16 protein-coding genes and 1 pseudogene are annotated in these 20250 nt (G+C 73.4%); 12 read left to right on the plus strand and 5 right to left on the minus strand.

Going from position 1 to position 20250, the window contains the following annotated elements; genetic code table 11:
- Both K7G60_RS25060 and K7G60_RS25065 read left to right on the plus strand, forming a co-directional pair.
- Positions 1-651: pseudogene (locus K7G60_RS25060) on the plus strand (tetratricopeptide repeat protein); the annotation flags it as partial.
- 24 nt (positions 652-675) lie between these two features.
- The gene (locus K7G60_RS25065; RefSeq protein WP_225803237.1) at positions 676-1440 is read left to right on the plus strand and encodes a tetratricopeptide repeat protein; all 765 of its coding nucleotides are present in this window, start codon (positions 676-678) and stop codon (positions 1438-1440) included.
- Positions 1441-1501: 61 nt separating this feature from the next.
- Here the strand turns inward: K7G60_RS25065 and K7G60_RS25070 are convergent, their stop codons facing one another.
- Complete coding sequence (locus K7G60_RS25070; protein WP_225803198.1) at positions 1502-2797, minus strand: DUF1015 domain-containing protein; 1296 nt, start codon at positions 2795-2797, stop codon at positions 1502-1504.
- Between the two features lie 82 nt (positions 2798-2879).
- Here K7G60_RS25070 and K7G60_RS25075 point away from each other — a divergent pair, with 82 nt between their 5' ends.
- On the plus strand, positions 2880-3956 hold the full coding sequence (locus K7G60_RS25075) for an HAD-IIA family hydrolase (RefSeq protein WP_374115678.1): 1077 nt from the start codon (positions 2880-2882) through the stop codon (positions 3954-3956).
- 111 nt (positions 3957-4067) lie between these two features.
- Positions 4068-4934 (plus strand): ABC transporter ATP-binding protein, encoded by an 867-nt coding sequence (locus K7G60_RS25080; protein ID WP_225803199.1) that lies wholly within the window; start codon positions 4068-4070, stop codon positions 4932-4934.
- Positions 4935-4958: 24 nt separating this feature from the next.
- Here K7G60_RS25080 and K7G60_RS25085 read toward each other — a convergent pair whose 3' ends face one another.
- Positions 4959-5306, minus strand: a complete 348-nt coding sequence (locus K7G60_RS25085; RefSeq protein ID WP_225803200.1) for an SCP2 sterol-binding domain-containing protein — start codon at positions 5304-5306, stop codon at positions 4959-4961.
- Positions 5307-5348: 42 nt separating this feature from the next.
- Here K7G60_RS25085 and K7G60_RS25090 point away from each other — a divergent pair, with 42 nt between their 5' ends.
- The 6 genes from K7G60_RS25090 (at position 5349) to K7G60_RS25115 (ending at position 11327) form a co-directional block, all read left to right on the plus strand.
- Entirely contained in the window at positions 5349-5612 is a 264-nt protein-coding gene (locus K7G60_RS25090) for a hypothetical protein (protein ID WP_225803201.1), read from the plus strand.
- Positions 5613-5619: 7 nt separating this feature from the next.
- Positions 5620-6435: a TlyA family RNA methyltransferase gene (locus tag K7G60_RS25095; RefSeq protein ID WP_225803202.1), complete on the plus strand. Its 816-nt coding sequence runs from the start codon at positions 5620-5622 to the stop codon at positions 6433-6435.
- Positions 6432-7355, plus strand: coding sequence for an NAD kinase (locus tag K7G60_RS25100; protein ID WP_093876802.1), 924 nt, complete (start codon positions 6432-6434; stop codon positions 7353-7355). Before K7G60_RS25095 ends, K7G60_RS25100 begins: the two co-directional genes overlap by 4 nt.
- Positions 7356-7437: 82 nt before the next feature.
- A complete protein-coding gene (gene recN, locus K7G60_RS25105; protein WP_225803203.1) occupies positions 7438-9180 on the plus strand; it encodes a DNA repair protein RecN in 1743 nt (580 codons plus the stop codon).
- 119 nt (positions 9181-9299) lie between these two features.
- A complete protein-coding gene (locus K7G60_RS25110) occupies positions 9300-9995 on the plus strand; it encodes a hypothetical protein (RefSeq protein ID WP_225803239.1) in 696 nt (231 codons plus the stop codon).
- A gap of 252 nt (positions 9996-10247) precedes the next feature.
- A complete protein-coding gene (locus K7G60_RS25115) occupies positions 10248-11327 on the plus strand; it encodes a glycosyltransferase family 4 protein (protein ID WP_225803204.1) in 1080 nt (359 codons plus the stop codon).
- Between the two features lie 327 nt (positions 11328-11654).
- Here K7G60_RS25115 and K7G60_RS25120 read toward each other — a convergent pair whose 3' ends face one another.
- Positions 11655-13277 carry a PucR family transcriptional regulator gene (locus K7G60_RS25120; protein WP_225803205.1) on the minus strand — a complete coding sequence of 541 codons (1623 nt, stop codon included), beginning with the start codon at positions 13275-13277 and terminating at the stop codon, positions 11655-11657.
- 161 nt (positions 13278-13438) lie between these two features.
- Here K7G60_RS25120 and K7G60_RS25125 point away from each other — a divergent pair, with 161 nt between their 5' ends.
- Together K7G60_RS25125 and K7G60_RS25130 are read left to right on the plus strand one after the other, a co-directional pair.
- Positions 13439-14953 carry an APC family permease gene (locus K7G60_RS25125; RefSeq protein ID WP_225803206.1) on the plus strand — a complete coding sequence of 505 codons (1515 nt, stop codon included), beginning with the start codon at positions 13439-13441 and terminating at the stop codon, positions 14951-14953.
- A gap of 27 nt (positions 14954-14980) precedes the next feature.
- The gene (locus K7G60_RS25130) at positions 14981-16615 is read left to right on the plus strand and encodes an NAD(P)/FAD-dependent oxidoreductase (protein WP_225803207.1); all 1635 of its coding nucleotides are present in this window, start codon (positions 14981-14983) and stop codon (positions 16613-16615) included.
- 6 nt (positions 16616-16621) lie between these two features.
- Here the strand turns inward: K7G60_RS25130 and K7G60_RS25135 are convergent, their stop codons facing one another.
- Together K7G60_RS25135 and K7G60_RS25140 are read right to left on the minus strand one after the other, a co-directional pair.
- Positions 16622-18004 (minus strand): FAD-binding oxidoreductase, encoded by a 1383-nt coding sequence (locus tag K7G60_RS25135; protein ID WP_225803208.1) that lies wholly within the window; start codon positions 18002-18004, stop codon positions 16622-16624.
- A 114-nt stretch (positions 18005-18118) separates the two neighbouring features.
- Positions 18119-19921 (minus strand): glycoside hydrolase family 15 protein, encoded by a 1803-nt coding sequence (locus K7G60_RS25140; RefSeq protein WP_225803209.1) that lies wholly within the window; start codon positions 19919-19921, stop codon positions 18119-18121.
- Positions 19922-20250: the final 329 nt, after the last annotated feature.

Genomic DNA, 20250 nt, shown 5'->3' on the forward strand with positions numbered 1-20250 from the left:
AACCGCGGTGGCGGCTTCCGTCGCGACGACAGCCGTGGCGGTGACAACCGCGGTGGTGGGTTCCGTCGTGACGACCGTGGCGGTGACAACCGCGGTGGTGGGTTCCGTCGCGATGACCGTGGTGGCGACCGTCCGTCCTTCCGTCGTGACGACCGCCCCTCCTACGGGCAGCGTGACGACCGTGGTGGCGACCGTCCGTCGTTCCGTCGCGACGACCGGCGTGATGAGCGTCCTTCGTCCTTCCGTCGGGACGACCGTCCTTCGTACGGGCAGCGTGACGACCGCCGTGACGACCGCCGTGACGACAACCGTGGCGGCTTCCGTCGTGACGACCGTGGTGGCGACCGTCCGTCGTTCCGTCGCGACGACCGGCGTGATGAGCGTCCTTCCTCGTTCCGTCGGGACGACCGTCCTTCGTACGGGCAGCGTGACGACCGCCGTGACGACAACCGTGGCGGCTTCCGTCGCGACGACCGGGGCGGCGACCGTCCCTCCTCGTTCCGCCGCGACGACAGCCGTGGCGGTGGCTTCCGTCGCGACGACAGCCGGGGTGGTGGGTTCCGTCGCGATGACCGGGGCGGCGACCGCGGTGGGTTCCGCGGACGTGACGACCGGGGCGGTTACGGACGTCGCGACGACCGTGGCGACCGTGGTGACCGTGCGCCCATCAAGCGTCTGCCGATCCCGCCGGAGGTCACCGGTGAGGAGATCGACCCGGATGTGCGCCAGGAGCTGATGAGCCTGCCCAAGGGGCTCGCCGAGGACGTCTCGCGCAACCTCGTCATGGTCGCCCAGCTGATCGACGAGGACCCGGAGAAGGCCTACGGCTACTCCAGGGTCGCCCTGCGGCTCGCGTCCCGTGTCGCGGCCGTCCGCGAGGCGGCCGGCTTCGCCGCGTACGCCACGCAGAAGTACTCCGAGGCGCTGGCCGAGTTCCGGGCCGCGCGCCGGATGAGCGGCGGTGTCGAGCTGTGGCCCGTCATGGCCGACTGCGAGCGCGGCCTCGGCCGGCCCGAGCGGGCCCTCGCCATGGCCGGTGAGCCCGAGGTGCAGAAGCTGGACAAGGCCGGACAGGTCGAGATGCGGCTCGTCGCCGCCGGTGCCCGCCGGGACATGGGGCAGCTCGACGCGGCCATCGTGACGCTGCAGAGCCCCGAGCTCGCCTCCAGCGCCGTGCACCCGTGGACCGCGCGCCTGCGGTACGCGTACGCCGACGCGCTGCTCGCCGCCGGCCGTGAGCGCGAGGCGCGCGAGTGGTTCGCCAAGGCCCTGGAGGCCGACAAGGACGGCGCCACGGACGCCTCCGACCGGCTCGCCGAGATGGACGGCGTCGAGTTCGTCGACGCGTTCGACGAGTCCGAGGACGAGGTGGACGAGCCCCGGGAGTCCGGCGTCGTCGAGCTCGACGACGAGGACGACCGGGACGGCGACAAGGGCTGATCCCCCGGAGCAGTGAGAAGGGCGGCACCCGGCGGGTGCCGCCCTTCTTCGTTTCGGTGCCTCAGTCCAGCGCCAGGCTTCTCAGGACCAGGCCCGTCGCGGGCTTCGGGCCGAAGGAGGTCGACTTGCGGGGCATCGTGACGCCCTGGCGGGCGAGGTCGCGGACGACCTCCTCCCGTACCGGGTGCATGAGGACCGCCGTGCCGCCGCGGCGTTCCGCCTGGGCGACCGCCGCCTCCGTGTCGTGGATGTAGGCGATGTCCTCGGGGGCGTCCGGGATGTGCCAGACGTGCTCCAGGAGGGTGGAGTGCAGGACCGTCGCGTCCAGGGTCCGCCAGGCCTGGGGGCGGTCCGTGCGGATCGTGCGGTCGAGGAGCGCCGGGTCCGGGCGGTCGAGGAGGTGGAAGCCGCCGTCGCCCGCGAGGAGGAAGGCGTTGCCCTCGGCCGCGGCGGCCTCCAGGGCCTCCAGGGCCGCGGGAAGCGGCCGGTCGATCCTGCGCACCCGGAACGCGTCTCCGAGGGCCGTGAGGGCGTCGGAGACCGGCAGGCGGTTGAGGAGGCGGTGGATGGCGCGGACCCGCAGGGGGTAGCGGGCGGTGTCGATGAGGAGGACCAGGCCGTAGTTCCAGGGGCCGGGTGCCGCGTGCTCCTCGCGCAGGCGCAGGTACGTCGCCCAGCGGTGGTGGCCGTCGGCGATGAGGGCCTGGTGGCGGGCCAGTTCGCCGGCGATCGCGGCGAGTTCGGCGGGGTCCGTGACCGACCACAGGCGGTGCCGGAAACCGTCCTCCGTGGTGGTGGAGAGCAGGGGCTGCTGCCGGACGGTGCGCTCGATGACCGCGTCGGCGCCGCCGTCGTCGTCCCCGACGTAGGTGAGGAGCAGGGGCTCCAGGTTGGCGGCCGTGGTCCGCATCAGGGCGGCGCGGTCCTCGACGACGTGCGGCATGACGTCCTCGTGGGGGAGGACGATGCCCTCCGCGGGGGTGGAGAGTTCCAGGGCGCCGATGACGCCGCGCTGGAGGATGCCGTCGCCCTGCTGCTCGTACACGTAGAGCGCGGGGACCGGGTCCGGGGCGAGGACGCCGTCCGCGAGCCAGCGGTCGAGGATGACGGCGGCCTTGCGGTGGCGGGTGCCGGCGGTGATGGCCTGCGGGAGGATCAGCCGGACGATGTTGTGCGGATCGGCGGACTCCAGATGGAGCAGTCCGTCAGGTCGTACGACGACGTCGTAGGGAGGGGACGTCACGGCGGCGAGGCTGCCGACCCGCTCGGGGACGTACCGGAGTCCGCGGAACGGGGCCAGGCGCAGACCTGTGGCGTCGTCGCGGACGTCGTCGGCCGCGTGACCTGATGTGTTCATCCCGTCATCGTATGTGGGCGGAGGCCATGAGCGATGATCGGGGGAGCGGGGGAAATCGCCCGCGTGATCCGAGGAGTGTGCGGTGACGGTGCGGAACGGTCAGGGGCGGCGGGACGACGGCAGGAAGCATCCGGGGGGCAGCGCGGTCGCGCTGAGCGAGGCGTACGACACGGCGCTCCTGGACCTGGACGGTGTCGTGTACGCCGGCGGGGAGCCCGTTCCGCACGCCGTGGAGGCGCTCGTGGCGGCCCGGGCCGGGGGGATGCACCTGGCGTACGTCACCAACAACGCGCTGCGGACGCCCGGTGAGGTGGCGGAGCACCTGACGGAGCTGGGCGTGCCGGCGGAGGCCGGGGACGTGGTCACCTCGGCGCAGGCGGTGGCCCGGCTGATCGCGGACGAGGTGCCGGCGGGGTCCAGGGTGCTGGTCATCGGCGGTGAGGGGCTGCGGGTGGCGCTGCGCGAGCGGGGCCTCGTACCGGTGGAGTCGGCGGACTACGATCCGGCGGCGGTCGTGCAGGGGTACGGCGGGCCGGAGATGCCGTGGGGCCGGTTCGCGGAGGCGGCCTACGCGGTGGCGAGGGGCGTGCCGTGGTACGCGTCGAACACGGACCTGACGATTCCCGGGGCGCGGGGGATCGGGCCGGGGAACGGGGCGGCCGTGGAGGTCGTGCGGATCGCCACCGGGGGCCGGTTCGAGCCGAAGGTGGCGGGGAAGCCGCAGCCGCCGATGCACCGGGAGACGGTGCTGCGGACGGGGGCGCGGCGGCCGCTGGTGGTGGGCGACCGGCTGGACACGGACATCGAGGGCGCGTTCAACGGCGGGGTGGACTCGCTGCTCGTGCTGACCGGGGTGACGGACGTGGCGCAGCTGCTCGCGGCCGTGCCCGAGCACCGGCCCACGTATGTGGCGGCCGATCTGCGGGGGCTGCTCGTGGGGCAGCCCGAGGTGGTCGCGGACGGTGGCGGGGGCTTCGTGTGCGGGGGGTGGCGGGCCTCCGTGGGCGGCGGTGAGCTCGTCCTCGACGGCACGCCGGGCGAGGGGGCGGACGTGCTGGACGCTGTGCGGGCGCTGTGCGGGGCGGCCTGGTCGGAAGCGGACCGGCCGGGTGGTGGTGTGCCGGACGCGGGGAAGGCGCTGGCGCTTCTGGGGGTGTGAGACCTCGGCACCCCAGGTGGGGGATGAAGTTGGGTAGGCTAACCTAACTTCGCGTGGGTCGTGGTCGTCACCGCCGGGCACGACCACGGACGAGACGGCGGGAGTGCGGGTATGGACGGTCGGCAGCAGCAGCGCCTGAGCGCGGAATCGGTCACCCTGGCGTACGAGCAGCGGGTCATCGCCCGCGATCTGTCCGTCGAGATCCCCGACAACTCGTTCACCGTCATCGTCGGGCCCAACGCCTGCGGCAAGTCCACCCTCCTGCGCGCCCTCTCGCGGATGCTGAAGCCCAGCGAGGGCCGCGTCCTGCTGGACGGGCAGTCGATCCACACGATGCCCGCCAAGAAGGTCGCCAAGACCCTCGGGCTGCTGCCCCAGACCTCCGTGGCCCCCGACGGCATCACCGTCGCCGACCTCGTCGCCCGCGGCCGCTATCCGCACCAGGGGCTGCTGCGCCAGTGGTCCCCGGAGGACGAGCGCGTCACGCGCGAGTCCATGGCGGCGACGGGCGTCGCCGAGCTGGCCGACCGGTACGTGGACGAACTCTCGGGCGGTCAGCGCCAGCGCGTCTGGATCGCCATGGCGCTCGCCCAGCAGACGCCGCTGCTCCTGCTGGACGAGCCCACCACGTACCTCGACATCCAGCACCAGATCGACGTCCTCGACCTGTGCGCCGAGCTGCACGAGACGCAGGGGCGGACGCTCGTCGCCGTCCTCCACGACCTCAACCACGCCGCCCGGTACGCCACCCACCTCATCGCCGTCCGCGACGGCGAGGTCGTCGCCGAGGGCCCGCCGGCGGAGGTGGTGACCGCCGAGCTGGTCGAGCGGGTCTTCGGGCTGCGCTGCCAGGTCATCGACGACCCGGAGACGGGGACGCCGCTGGTCGTGCCGGCCGGGCGGAAGGCGCGCGTCCGGGCGACCGCGGCGGCGCGGGAGGAGCGGCCCGTCTCCCAGGAACCCGCGCTGCAGAAGTGATCCCGGCGGCCGCAGACGGCCGGGCTAAAGAAGCGAGCGCAGGCGCAGGAGGTCGCGGAAGCCGGCTTCCAGTCTGACCCGGCCCGCGGCCCAGGCCTTCGCGAAGCTCAGCTCGCCGTCGACCATCGCCACCAGGTCGTCGCCGGTCATCGCGAGCCGGATCTGCGCCTTGGCCGGCGGCGGGCCCGCCACCGTGGCGTCGACCCGGATCCGGCCGTCCGAGAGACGGCCCGTGAACGTCGTGTCGAGGTCGGTGATGTGGCAGCTCAGGCTGCGGTCGAGCGCGGCCGCACCGCGCACGCCCTCGTCCGCCCGCGCGAGATTGTCCGAAAGTCTGTCCAGTGCGCCGCGGCACTCCGTGATCGTCGCCATCGCCGTCGACGGTACCCCAGGGCTTCGCGGTAGCGTCGAGGCATGAGCGACGCCACCCCCGAAGCCCCGCAGGAGCAGGCCCCGGCCGAGACGCACGAGCCCGCAGGACCCGCGCCGCTCGGTGTCGCCCTCGAGCCCACCGGCCACCCCGCCGTCGACGCCCACCTCGCACGTCTCGCCGAGCTCGACCACCTCCCGGCGGACGGACACCTGGAGGTGTACGAGGATGTACACCGTGGACTGCGCGCCGAGCTGACCTCGCTCGACGCGCACCCCGCCCCCCGTCCGTACGACAACAGGAGCTGAACCGAACGTGGCAGGAGTGGCACGCCGCCGTCTCGACGCCGAGCTGGTCCGGCGCAAGCTCGCGCGCTCGCGCGAGCACGCCAGCCAGCTGATCGCCGCGGGCCGGGTGACCGTCGGCAAGACCGTCGCCACCAAGCCCGCCACCCAGGTCGAGACCGCCGCGGCCATCGTCGTCGTCCAGGACGACTCCGACCCCGACTACGTCTCGCGCGGCGGCCACAAGCTCGCCGGGGCCTTCGCCGCCTTCGTGCCCCAGGGGCTCGTGGTCGAGGGACGACGCGCCCTGGACGCCGGAGCCTCCACCGGCGGCTTCACCGACGTCCTGCTGCGCGCGGGCGCCGCCCACGTCGTCGCCGTCGACGTCGGCTACGGACAGCTCGCCTGGTCGCTGCAGAGCGACGAGCGCGTCACCGTGAAGGACCGCACGAACGTACGCGAGTTGACGCTCGACGCCATCGACGGCGTCCCGGTCGACCTCGTCGTCGGCGACCTGTCCTTCATCCCGCTCGGCCTCGTCCTGCCCGCCCTCGCGGCCTGCACGGCGCCCGGTGCCGACCTCGTCCTCATGGTCAAGCCGCAGTTCGAGGTGGGCAAGGAGCGGCTCGGCGCGGGCGGAGTCGTGCGCTCCGCCGAGCTCCGCGCGGACGCCGTGAAGAACGTGGCCCGGCAGGCCGGCGAGCTCGGCCTCGGCGTCCTCGGCGTCACGGCCAGCCCACTGCCCGGCCCCTCCGGCAACGTCGAGTACTTTCTGTGGCTGCGGGCAGGCGCGCCCGCGCTGGATCCGGCGGACGTCGACCGCGCCGTGGCGGAGGGACCTCGTTGAGCTCAACTGCAGCAGCACCATCGGGAACAACACGCACCGTCTTCCTGCTCGCGCACACCGGCCGTCCGGCCGCCGTGCGCAGCGCCGAACTGGTCGTCCTGGGGCTGCTGCGCTGCGGCATCGGCGTCCGCGTCCTGGAGGCCGAGGCCGCGGACCTGCCGCTGCCGCCGTCCGTCGAGAGGGTGCCGGAAGGCTGTCCCGACGCCCTCGACGGCTGTGAACTCCTCGTCGTCCTCGGCGGTGACGGCACCCTGCTGCGCGGCGCGGAGTTCTCCCGCGCCTCCGGCGTGCCCATGCTCGGCGTCAACCTGGGGCGCGTCGGCTTCCTCGCCGAGGCCGAGCGCGACGACCTCGACAAGGTCGTCGACCGGGTCGTCACCAAGGCGTACGAGGTCGAGGAGCGGATGACCCTCGACGTCGTCGTGTACGAGAACGGCGACGTCCTGTACCGCGACTGGGCGCTCAACGAGGCCGCCGTGCAGAAGGTCTCGCCGGAGCGGATGCTGGAGGTCGTGCTCGCGATCGACGGGCGTCCGGTGACCGGCTTCGGCTGCGACGGGGTGATCTGCGCGACACCCACCGGCTCCACCGCGTACGCCTTCTCGGCGGGCGGGCCGGTCGTCTGGCCCGAGGTCGAGGCGCTGCTCATGGTCCCGATCGGGGCCCACGCCCTCTTCGCCAAGCCGCTGATCACCACCCCCCAGTCGGTGCTCGCCGTCGAGGTCGAGCCGCACACCCCGCACGGGGTTCTGTGGTGCGACGGGCGGCGGACGGTGGAACTCCCGGCGGGGGCCCGCGTCGAGGTGCGGCGGGGTGCCGTACCGGTCCGGCTCGCCCGGCTGCACCACGCCTCCTTCACGGACCGGCTCGTCGCCAAGTTCGCCCTGCCCGTCTCGGGGTGGCGGGGCGCACCGCGCTGACGCCCCCGGCGGGTCCGTAACGAACGGCGCGTCCGAGAGTCACGGCCGGGGGTGATGTCGCATCGGACCCGGTAAACCTCGTATGGTCTGGGGCGTGCTGGAGGAGATGCGGATACGGTCGCTCGGGGTCATCGACGACGCGGTGGTCGAGCTGTCGCCCGGCTTCACCGCGGTGACCGGTGAGACCGGTGCGGGCAAGACCATGGTCGTGACCAGCCTGGGGCTGCTGCTCGGCGGACGTGCCGACCCGGCCCTGGTGCGGATCGGCGCGGCCTCGGCCGTCGTCGAGGGACGGATCAGCCTGCCCCCGGACTCACCCGTCGCCGTGCGCGCCGAGGAGGCCGGTGCCGAGCTCGACGAGGGCGTGCTCATCGTCAGCCGTACCGTCTCCGCCGAGGGGCGCTCGCGCGCCCACCTCGGCGGGCGCTCCGTGCCCGTCGGGCTGCTCGCCGAGCTCGCCGACGAGCTCGTCGCCGTCCACGGCCAGACCGACCAGCAGGGCCTGCTCAAGCCGGCCCGGCAGCGCGGCGCGCTCGACCGGTACGCGGGCGAGGCCGTCTCCGTGCCGCTCGCCGCCTACGGCGAGGCGTACCGGCGGCTGCGCGCCGTCACCGCCGAGCTGGACGAGATCACCACCCGGGCCAGGGAACGCGCCCAGGAGGCCGATCTGCTGCGCTTCGGGCTCGGCGAGATCGAGGCCGTCGCCCCGCTGCCCGGCGAGGACGCCGAACTCGCCGCCGAGGCCGAGCGGCTCGGGCACGCCGAGGCCCTCGCCTCCGCCGCCGCGCTCGCGCACGCCGCGCTCGCGGGCAACCCCGAGGACCCCGAGGCCGTCGACGCGACCACCCTGGTCGCCGGCGCGGGCCGGGCCCTGGAGGCCGTACGGTCGCACGACCCGGCGCTCGCGGGACTCGCCGACCGGATGGGCGAGATCTCCATCCTGCTCTCGGACGTGGCGCAGGAGCTGGCCGGATACGCCGACGACCTGGACGCCGACCCGCTGCGGCTCGCCGCCGTCGAGGAGCGGCGGGCGCTGCTCACCCAGCTGACGAGGAAGTACGGCGAGGACATCGGCGCCGTCCTCGCCTGGGCGGAGGAGAGCGCGGCGCGGCTCGGCGAGCTCGAGGGCGACGACGACCGGATCGAGGAGCTCACCGCCGAGCGGGACCGGCTGCGCGACGAACTGTCGGTGCTCGCGCAGCGGCTCACCGACGCGCGTACGGAGACGGCCGCCCGGTTCGCCGACGCGGTCACCGCCGAACTCGCCTCGCTGGCCATGCCCCACGCGCGCGTGTCCTTCGCCATCGCCCAGACCGAGGACCCCGAGGGCGTCGAGGTCGGCGGCCGGCGAGTCGCCTACGGCCCGTCCGGGGCCGACGAGGTCGAGCTGCTGCTCGCCCCGCACCCCGGCGCCCCGCCCCGGCCCATCGCCAAGGGCGCGTCCGGCGGTGAGCTGTCCCGGGTGATGCTCGCCGTGGAGGTCGTCTTCGCCGGGGTCGACCCGGTGCCGACGTACCTCTTCGACGAGGTCGACGCGGGCGTCGGCGGCAAGGCGGCCGTCGAGATCGGCCGTCGGCTCGCCAAGCTCGCCAAGTCCGCTCAGGTCGTGGTCGTCACCCACCTCCCGCAGGTCGCGGCCTTCGCCGACCGGCAGTTGCTCGTCGAGAAGACGAACGACGGCTCCGTGACCCGTTCCGGCGTCACCGTCCTGGAGGGGGAGGAGCGGGTCCGGGAGCTGTCCCGGATGCTCGCCGGCCAGGAGGACTCCGAGACGGCCAGGGCCCACGCGGAGGAGCTGCTCGCCACGGCGCGGGCGGACGTGTGACCCGGGCGCCGGGACGGCTCGGTACGGTCGCCGGTGCCTTCGGTGCCTTCGGTGCCTTCGGTTCCTTCGGTGCCTTCGGTGCCTTCGGTGCCTTCGGGGCGACGCGGCTCGGGACGTTCGTGGCCGCCTTCGGTGCGACCCGGCTCGCGTACGGGCGGCTGAGGCGGCGGCCGCCGGGCAACCCGGGCAGCTGGGAACGGACCAACCACGCCGGCCGGCCGGTCCTCCTGCAGGCCGGTCCGGCCGCGGCCTTCGGCTCGGCCGCCGCCGCCCTGCCCTCGGCGCCCGCGGCAGCCCTGGCCGTCACGGCGGCGGCCGTGTGCGGGCGGTACGACGACCTGCGCGGTGACCACCGGCGCGGCTTCAGGGCGCACCTGGCGGCGCTGCGGGGCGGCGAGGTGACCAGCGGGGCGGTCAAGCTCCTCGGGATCGGTGGGGCCTCCCTGGTGGCCGGGGCCCTCCTCAGGGAGAAGCCCGTCGACAAGGTCCTCGCCGGGGTCGTCATCGCCGGTACCGCGCACCTGGTGAACCTCGTGGACGTACGGCCGGGGCGCGCGGGCCTCCTCGTGCTCGGGATCGGCGCGCCGGGGCTGCTGCGAGGGACGCTCGCCGCGGCTCCGATGGGGGCCGCCGCGGCGCTCCTCGCCGACGACCTCGGCGAGGTGAGCATGCTCGGCGACATGGGCGCGCACGCGCTCGGCGCCGCCGTCGGCAGTGCCGTCGCCGCCTCCAACGGGCGGCTCGGGCTCGTCGCGCACGCGGCCGGTCTGGTCGCCGCCGCCGTGTGGGGGGAGCGGGCGGCCTCCTCCGCCTGAGGGGCGCGAACGTGGTGCGGCGGGCGGCTTCCTCTGCCTGAGGGCGCCTGAGGGTGTCTGAGGGCGCCTGAGGGTGTCTGAGGGGCGCCAAGCTGACGCGGGGGGAGCGAGCGAGGTATTCGTGCGCTCACCCGTGTGGGTGAAGCCGTGGAGTGCGTGCCCGGCCCGTACGCCTCCCGCGCACCGGAACGACGCCATTTCGGTGCCGGAACGTGCGTACGGTCGAGGGCACGGACTGGCATCCTTGGGCGCGTGACACAGCTCCGTACGGTCCAAGTGCTGGGCGGCGGCGGCGCGGGCAGCAGCGCGCACGTCCGATCACTTGCCTCGGGGCTGGTGGCGAGGGGCGTGCGGGTGACCGTGTGCGCCCCGGCCGAACTCGACCGCGCATACGACTACCTGGGCGCAGGCGCGCACTTCGTCCCCCTGCCCCGTCTCGGCGACCCCGCCACCGTCACCGCGCTCCGCAACGCCTGCATCGGCGCGGACGTGGTGCACGCGCACGGCCTCCAGGCCTCCGTACGGGCCGCGCTCGCGCTGGCGGGCGGCGGCCGTACCCCCCTGGTGACCACCTGGCACAGCCGGAACCACGTGGACGGGGCGCGGGGCGGGGTGCTGCGGCTCCTCGAACGGAAGACCGCGCGGGCCGCGACCGTCGTCCTCGGGACCTCCTCCGAACTCGTCGACCGCGCCCGGCGGCGCGGGGCCCGGGACGCCCGCCTCGCCCCCGTCACCGTTCCCCCCGCGCGCGGGCCCGTCTGCCTCCACGACGGCAAGGCCCGCGCCGAACTCGGCGCCGTCGACCGGCCCTTGCTCATGGCCGTCGGAGCGCTCGAGCGCGGCCGGGGGTACCGGACGCTGCTCGACGCGGCGCGGCTGTGGCGGGGGCTCGATCCGGAGCCGCTGCTCGTCATCGCGGGGGAGGGGCGTGAACGGGCCTTCCTGCAACGGCGGATCGTCGAGGAGCGGCTGTCCGTGCGGCTCATCGGGCGCCGGGACGACGTCGCCGAGCTGCTCGCGGCCGCCGACGTCGCCGTCCTGCCGTCGCGGTGGGAGGCCCGCTCCCTGCTCGCGCAGGAGGCGCTCCGACTCGGGGTGCCGCTCGTCGCGACGGCGGTCGGCGGTGTGCCGGAACTCGTCGGGAACGCGGCGGAGCTGGTGCCGTACGGGGACGCGGGGGCCCTGGCGGGGGCGGTGCGGGGGCTGTTGGAGGACGCGGACCGGCGGATGGACCTGGCGGCGGCGGGGCGGGTGCAGGCGGGGTCCTGGCCCACGGAGGACGAGACGGTGGCGCATGTGCTGGCGGTGTACGACGAGTTGACGGGACGCTGACGTTTTCAGGGCCTGCGCCCGTCGCGGCCCTCCGCTCCGCGGCCCGCTGTCCGTCGTGGGCGGTCGTTCCGCAGGAGCGGTGCCCACCCCCGCTCCCGCGCCTGAACGGCCACCACCGGTGCACCGGCGCTCGGGGTGCGGGTCCAGGCGCGGGACGCGGAGGCGCCGCTATGGGCGCCGTCCCGTGTGCCCACCCGTCCCGCCCCGCGGGACGACTGCCCACACGGGCACGGGCGGGGGGCACCGCCCCGCCGGGTGCGGGCCCACACGGGCGGGGCGACGCCCGTTTCGGTGCGGGGTCATCCGGGCAAGGGGTGCTGCCCGGGGTCACGGCGTGTGGCGACGGGCGCGGAGGGCCAAGGAGAGGGCCAGGACCGTCTGGGGGTCGTCCAGGTCCGTGCCGAGGAGTTCGGAGATGCGGGCCAGCCGGTTGTAGAGGGTCTGGCGGTTGAGGTGGAGCTCGCGGGCCGTCTCCGCCTTGCGGCCCGCATGGGCGAGGTACGTCTGGAGGGTGGGGAGGAGCGGCGGGCGGGACGTGGCGTCGTGGTCCCGCAGCGGACCGATCGCGCGGTCCACGAAGGCCGCCAGGTCCGGATGGTCCCGCAGCCGCCACAGGAGCAGGTCGATGTCGAGGCGCCGCGCGTCGTACCAGGGCAGCTCCGAGAGGCCCTGCGCCGCCGTCGCCGTCTCCGCCGCGTGCCGCAGGCCCGCCGAGGCCGCCGCCCAGCCGCCCGCGACGCCGACCACGACGACCGGCGGGTGCACCCCGGCCCGTTCCAGACCGGCCCGCTCCACGCCCGCGCGCAGCGCCGCCGCGACCCGGTCCGCGACCGCCGTCCGTTCCGATTCCGAGCGGAGACCCAGCAACAGCGGCACCCGGCCTTCCACCGGGCGGACGCCCAGGAGGGCCGGGACGCCGACCGAGGACAGCTCCTCCAGGACCGCGCGGGCCAGCAGGGCCCAGTTGCCCGAGGGGGAGAGTTCCGAGGCCAGGCGCATGACCACCGGGAGCAGGGGGCCGTCGCCCGGTTTGAAGCCGAGGACCCTCGCCTGCGCCGGGGCGTCCTCCGCCGTGATGCGGCCCTCCGCGAGGTCCGTCAGGAAGTCGCCCCGGCCGCGCGCGGCCAGCTCCTCCTCCTGGCGTGCCTGCATGAGGACGACCGCGAGGAGTCCCGCCGCCCGCTCGGCCGCCATCCGGTGGACGGGGGAGAGTGCGCCGGAGACCGCGAGGAGGACGAGGCGGGCCCGTACCGAGCCCGTACCGGGGCCGCCGCCGGGCACGTCGACGAGGACCGTGCCGGAGGGCGGGCCGGACTCGCGGGCCGCCCGCTGGCCGCGCAGCCCGTCCCACACCTGGAGCGGGTCGGCGGGCGCGGACTCGGTGCCCGCCGCGTACAGCAGCTGTCCGTCGGCGGTCTCCAGGAAGACCGGGTTGGCGGCGAAGTCGGAGAGGATGCGGAGGACCTGTGGCACCCCACCGCCGCCGAGCAGCGCCTCCGTGCACTGCCGGTGGACCTCCTCGGCCTGCCGCTGGAGGGCGTAGTGGCCGTTGACGATCTCGGTGTGGATCTCCTCCGTGACGGCGACGAAGGGGACCTCGCGGTGGAGCTGGACGAGCGGCAGGCCGGCGGCCCGGGCGGTCTCCACTATCGTCGCCGGGAGGCGGGCGAAGCGCGGGCCCAGCTCGACGACGAGCGCCGCGATGCCCCGGTCGGCGAGCCGGCGGACGAAGGCACGTTGTTCGGCCGGGCGGGTGCCCAGGCCGAGGCCCGTCGTGAGGAGCAGTTCGCCGCCCTTGAGGAGCGACGCGATGTTCGGCACCTCGCCCGCGTGCACCCAGCGCACCGTGCGGTGCAGCCGGTCCGCGCCGGCCACGACCTCCGGGAGCCCGCTGCGCAGCCCGGGAAGTTCGAGCGCCCGCTGCACGGTGATCCCGCCCTGGTTGTCCATGGAGCCGGACGCTACCCGCGTCCGTGTTGCGACGACATCACCGCACGGTCACGGGACCGGACAGTTCGTACACCAGGGCGACAACTCGTCGCCCCATGGCGGGAATTGTGCGACCGCATGTCGATTGTGGCCTACGTCACGCACGAGGATCCTCTCGGCCCATGGCAGAGAACCCCACTCCAGAGGTCCACCGGCTCAAGGCGAACTCGGTCGGACTCGTCGGCGTCGTCTTCATGGCGGTCGCCACCGCCGCCCCGATCACGGCGATGACCGGAAACCTCCCCATCGCCGTCGGCTTCGGCAACGGCACCGGCGCACCCGCCGGATACCTCTTCGCGACGCTCGTCCTGACCGTCTTCTCGGTCGGCTACGTCGCCATGGCCAAGCGGATCACGGCCGCGGGCGCCTTCTACGGCTACATCTCGCACGGCCTGGGCCGGATCGCCGGCATGGCCTCCGGCATGCTCGCGGTCCTCGCGTACATCGTCTTCGAGGCCTCGATCGTCGGCGTCTTCGCCTACTTCGCCAAGACCACGGTCGCCGACCAGCTCGGCGTCGACCTGCCGTGGATCCTGTACGCGGCGGTCATGCTGGCCGTCACCGCCGTCCTGTCGTACTTCGACATCAACCTGACCGCCAAGGCGCTCGGGGTGATGCTGGTCGCGGAGATCGCCGTCCTCTTCGCGGTCGCCACCGCCGTCCTGATCGCCGGCGGCGGCCCCGACGGCATCCCGGTCGAGCCGATCAACCCCAAGAACGCCTTCACCGGCACCTCTGCCGGTCTCGGTCTCTTCTTCGCCTTCTGGTCGTGGGTCGGCTTCGAGTCGACCGCGATGTACGGCGAGGAGTCCCGCGACCCCAAGCGGGTCATCCCGCGGGCCACCCTGATCTCCGTCATCGGCGTCGGCCTGTTCTACATCTACGTCTCCTGGATGACGATCGCCGGGAACGGGCTCGCCGGTTCCGTGAAGCTGTCCTCGTCCGCGAGCCCGCTCGACCTGTTCTTCGCGCCCACCCAGAGCTTCATCGGCGCCTGGGCCGTCGACGCCTTCCAGTGGCTGCTGCTCACCGGCTCCTTCGCCTGCGGCATGGCCTTCCACCAGTGCGCCTCGCGCTATCTGTACGCCATCGGCCGGGAGGGCTTCCTCCACCCGGCGCTCGGCCGCACCCACGCCCGGCACGGCTCGCCGTACATCGCCTCGTACGTGCAGAGCGCGATCGCCGTCGCCCTCGTCGCCGCCTTCTGGCTCACCGGCCAGGACCCGTACATCCACCTCTACACGCTGCTCGCGATCCTCGGCACGATGGCGATCCTCATCGTCCAGACTCTCTGCTCCTTCGCCGTCATCGGCTACTTCCGGAAGAACCACCCCGAGGACCGGCACTGGTTCAGGACCCTCACGGCCCCGCTCCTCGGCGGTGTCGGCATGATCGCCGTCGTCGTGTTGCTGATCATGAACATGGAGACCGCGGCCGGTCTCGCCGCCGACTCCCTCTTCTTCAAGGCGATCCCCTGGATCGTCGGCGCCGTCTTCCTCGGCGGCCTCGGCCTCGGCCTCTACCTCAAGGCCAAGCGGCCCGAGCGCTACGAGATCATCGGCCGGATCGTCCTGGAGGACGCCACCGAGCGCACCGACGAGGAAACCCCCCTCCCCGCCTCCGTACCCCAGAGCTGAATCCCCCTCACCCGCCAGGAGAGCCCCATGGCACGCACCAACCCGATGCACCTCCTGAAGAACCTCGCCGCCGAGCACGCCGCCGCCCGCCGGCTGAACCTGCCCGTCGACGAGCTGCGCGGCATGCGGGCCGACGTCCTCGGACGCCGGTCCCTGCTCAAGTACGCCACCGCCGCCGGCATCGCCGTCGGCGTCGGCTCGGCCGTCCCCGCCGCGGCCGCCACCCCCACCCCGCCGGTCAGGAGCACGGCCCGGATCGCCGTCGTCGGCGCCGGGATCTCCGGACTCACCGCCGCCCTCACCCTCCAGGACGCCGGCCTGAGCCCGGTGCTGTACGAGGCGAACCCGTCCAGGGTCGGCGGCCGCATGTGGACCCAGCGGGACCACTGGGCGTACGGCCAGACCTCCGAGATCGGCGGCGAGCTGATCGACACCAGCCACAAGAAGATCCTGGAACTCTGCCGCAGGTTCGGCCTCGCCACCGAGGACTTCCTCGGCGGCGGGCCCAACGGGGCCGAGGAGGTCCTCTGGTTCGGCGGCGCCTACTACCCGCGCGCCCAGGCCGACGAGGACTTCAACGCCGTCTACCAGGCGTTGCACCGGGACCTGCTGGACGCGGGCGAGGTGAAGTGGAACCAGACCACCCCCACCGGCACCGCCCTCGACAACATGTCGCTGTACGAGTGGATCGAGACCCGGGTCCCCGGCGGACACTCCTCACCGCTCGGGAAGTTCATCGACGTCGCCTACAACGTCGAGTACGGCGCCGACACCACCGAACAGTCCTCGCTCGCCCTCGTCCTGCTCATGGGCTACCAGACCAATCCGGGCAACTTCAACGTCTGGGGCCTCTCCAACGAGCGCTACCACGTCGTCGGCGGCAACGACCGGCTCCCGAACGCCGTCGCCGCGGCGCTCGCCCCCGGCACCCTGCGGATGGGCTGGTCGCTGACCGCCGTACGGGCCAACGCCGACGGCACCCAGACGCTCACCTTCACCGAGGCGGGCGCCACCCGGACCGTCACCGCCGACCACACGATCCTGTGCGTCCCGCTGCCGATCCTCCAGCAACTCGACCTCTCCCAGGCCGGATTCGACCCGCTCATGCGCAGCCTCCTGCGGGACGCCCGCATGGGCTACTGCACCAAGCTCAACATGCAGTTCGGCACCAGGCCCTGGCGCGGCACCGGCCCCTGGCCCGGGGTCTCCGCCGGCGACTGCTTCACCGACGCCGAGGTCCAGCAGACCTGGGACACCACCAAGGTCCAGGGCGGCACCGGCGGCATCCTCATCCAGTACGGCGGCGGCAGCCTGGCCCGGAACCTGAACCCGGCCGGGCCGTTCTCCACCGAGTCCGACCCGTACGTACGGAACCTGGTCACCCGCTACCTGGCCGGCATCGACGCCTTCTTCCCCGGCACCTCCCGGGCGTACACCGGCCGCGCCCAGCTCTCCGCCTGGCACAAGAACCCGTACTCCCTCGGCGCGTACTCCTGCTGGCCCGTCGGCTACCTCCACCGGTACGCCGGGTACGAGGGCACGGCCCAGGGCAACGTCCACATCGGCGGCGAGCACTGTTCGTACGACTTCCAGGGCTTCATGGAGGGCGGCGCGACCGAGGGCGAGCGCGCCGCCCGGGAGGTGATCGCCGTGCTGCGATGAACCCGGTCAGCCGGCCGGCACGATGTTGTGGTTGAAGCGGAACACGTTGTCCGGGTCGTACGCGGCCTTCACGGCGGCGAGCCGGCGGTAGTTCTCCTCGCCGAAGGAGGAGACGATCCGCTGCTCGCCCTCGGCGCCGACGAAGTTCAGATACGTCGCGTCGAGCGCCCACGGCCGCACGTCGGCCCGCACGTCGCGCACCCACTGCGTCGCCCGCTCGTCCAGCGCGGGGTCCTCCCAGGTCGCGAACGGGTGCATCGCCCAGGGCGCGGTGCGCCACGGCTGCGGATACTCGGAGGGCCCCGCGGCCACGGCCCCACCCATCAGGAACAGCACCTGCTGGGTGGCGGTCCCGGCCGGGATCCCCGCGCCGCGCTCGCAGAAGACGTCCACGGCCTCGTCGGAGAACTCCCGCAGGTACTCGGCCGACCAGTAGTTCCGCAGCCCCGGCGGGTCGTCCATCATCGACTGCAGGTCCACGTACGGGATGTCCGTGACGATCTCGACCGCCGGCTTCAGCGCGAACAGCGGCGCCGCGAACTCCCGGAGCTCGGAGACCGGCCCCGCGTACGTGAACAGCGTCCCGCAGACCAGCTTGCCGACCAGCTCCTCCGGGATGAACGGCTCCGGCGGCGCGGGCAGGTAGATGGCGCCGCCGCCCATCTCGTCGGGCGCGCGGAGGCCGAGGTCGCGGAAGGTGCGCACCACCTCGGGCGCTTTGTCCGGCAGGAAGAACAGCATCGCGACGCTCGTCCGGGGCAGCGGGTGCAGCCGCATCGTCAGCGAGGTCGCCACCCCGAAGTTGCCGCCGCCGCCGTGCAGCGCCCAGAACAGCTCCGGGTTCTCCTCCGCGTCCGCGCGGACGTGCTTGCCCTCGGCGGTGATCAGGTCGACGGCCAGCAGGTTGTCGCTGGCGAGGCCGAACTTCCGCTCCAGCCAGCCCGATCCGCCGCCCAGCGTGAAGCCGCCGACCCCGGTGGTGGACACCCGCCCGCCGGTCGTCGCCACGTGGAACGGCTGGCAGGCGTGGTCCAGGTGGGCCATGGTCGCCCCGCCCTCGATCCGTACCGTCATGTCCTCCGGGTCCACGACGACGCCGTGCATCCGGCGGAGGTCCACGATCAGCGCGCCGTCGATCATGGAGGTCCCGGCGACGCTGTGGCCGCCGCCGCGCACCGCGATCGGCAGCTCGGCCTCCCGGCCGAACAGGATCGCGTTCGACACGTCCGCCTGGGTGGCGCACTGGGCGATCACCGACGGGCGCCGGTCGATCATGCCGTTGTGCAGGGCACGTGCCTCGTCGTAGCCCGGATGACCGGGGACGATCACCTCACCGGCCAGGTCGTCGACCAGCCCGGCCAGGGCGCTTTCGGATATGTGGGGAGCCATGGGAGCCCCCCTTTCACGAGGGGCGACAGGACCTTCTCATCGTAGGTCCGGCCCCCGTGGGGTGTCCTGCCGATCGGGCCGGGCCGACCGACGGGACGCCCCTGAGCGCGCCCCTCAGCCGCCGTACGCGCCGGAGGCGGTGAGCCGCAGCGCCGTGTCGATGAGCGGGACGTGGCTGAAGGCCTGCGGGAAGTTGCCCACCTGCCGCTGGAGCCGCGGGTCCCACTCCTCGGCGAGCAGCCCGAGGTCGTTGCGGAGCGCGAGCAGCTTCTCGAAGAGCGTGCGCGCCTCGTCGACCCGGCCGATCATCGCCAGGTCGTCCGCCAGCCAGAAGGAACAGGCGAGGAACGCGCCCTCGTCGCCCTCCAGGCCGTCCACTCCGGCCTCCTCGCCGGCCGTCGGGTAGCGCAGCACGAAACCGTCCTCCGTGGACAGCTCGCGCTGGATCGCCTCGATCGTGCCGATGACCCGCTTGTCGTCCGGCGGCAGGAAGCCCATCTGCGGGATCAGCAGCAGCGAGGCGTCCAGCTCCTGGGAGCCGTACGACTGGGTGAAGGTGTTGCGCTCCTTGTCGTAGCCCTTCTCGCAGACGTCCCGGTGGATCTCGTCGCGGAGCTCCTTCCAGCGCTCCAGCGGGCCGTCCGCGTCCCCGGACTCGATCAGCTTGATGGTGCGGTCCACCGCCACCCAGGCCATCACCTTGGAGTGCACGAAGTGCCGGCGCGGGCCGCGCACCTCCCAGATGCCCTCGTCGGGCTGGTCCCAGTGGGTCTCCAGGTAGTTGATCAGCTTGATCTGGAGCAGGGAGGCGTAGTCGTTGCGGGACAGACCCGTCATGTGCGCGAGGTGGAGGGCCTCCGTGACCTCGCCGTAGACGTCCAGCTGGAGCTGGTTCGCGGCGCCGTTGCCGACCCGGACCGGACCGGAGTTCTCGTACCCCGGCAGCCAGTCGAGCTCCGCCTCGCCGAGCTCCCGCTCGCCCGCGATGCCGTACATGATCTGCAGGTTCTCCGGGTCGCCCGCGACGGCGCGCAGCAGCCAGTCCCGCCAGGCGCGGGCCTCCTCGCGGTAGCCGGTGCGGAGCATCGAGGAGAGGGTGATCGCCGCGTCCCGCAGCCAGGTGTAGCGGTAGTCCCAGTTGCGGACGCCGCCGATCTCCTCCGGCAGCGAGGTCGTCGGCGCGGCGACGATGCCGCCGGTCGGCGCGTACGTCAGCGCCTTCAGGGTGATCAGCGAGCGGACCACGGCCTCGCGGTAGGGGCCGTGGTACGTGCAGTGCTCGACCCACTCGCGCCAGAAGTCGGCGGTCGCCTCCAGCGAGCCCTCCGGGTCCGGCAGCGCGGGCGGCTCCTTGTGGGAGGGCTGCCAGGAGAGCGTGAAGGTGATCCGCTCGCCGGGCGTGACCGTGAAGTCGGAGTACGTCGTCAGGTCCTTGCCGTGGGTCTCCACGGCGGTGTCGAGCCACACCGAGTCGGGCCCGGCGACCGCGACCGTACGGTCCCCGACCTTGTGCACCCACGGCACGATTCGGCCGTAGCTGAACCGCATCCGCAGCGAGGAGCGCATCCGCACCCGCCCCGAGACGCCCTCGACGATCCGGATCAGCTGCGGCGCGCCGTCGCGCGGCGGCATGAAGTCGGTCACCCGGACCGTGCCGCGCGGGGTGTCCCACTCGGACTCCAGGATCAGCGAGTCGCCCCGGTAGCGGCGCCGGTCGGCGGGGGCCGGCTCCGCGTCCGCCGGACCCGCCGGACCCACCCGCCAGAATCCGTGCTCCTCGGTGCCGAGGAGGCCGGCGAAGATCGCGTGTGAGTCGAAGCGGGGGAGACACAGCCAGTCGACGCTCCCGTCCCGGCACACCAGGGCAGCCGTCTGCATGTCTCCGATGAGTGCGTAATCCTCGATACGCCCGGCCACGTGCTTCACTCCAGTCGAACGGCCACGTCCGCCCCTCGGGGCGCTTGCTACGGATGTCTGTGATGCGCGATGTGCGCGATGGGTCAACCAGGCCAGTGTGCGGGATGCGGCGACCTGCTGGGCGGGCGATGTGCGAGCAGAATACGTGGCGGCCCTGTGACCTTGGTGACCACACGGGCAACGCGCTGCTCCACACGGGTGAGCTGCGGCTTTCCCCCTCCCCGACGGCTCCGTCGCCGTCCGTGAACACCCGACTGCCGCGTGTGGCCGGAAGCGGTCTCCCGATGTCGCTGATACCCTGGTACCCCGTGGACCGGTGGGAAACGGCG

The sequence above is a fragment of the Streptomyces sp. NK15101 genome (assembly GCF_020400725.1).
GTDB lineage: Bacteria > Actinomycetota > Actinomycetes > Streptomycetales > Streptomycetaceae > Streptomyces.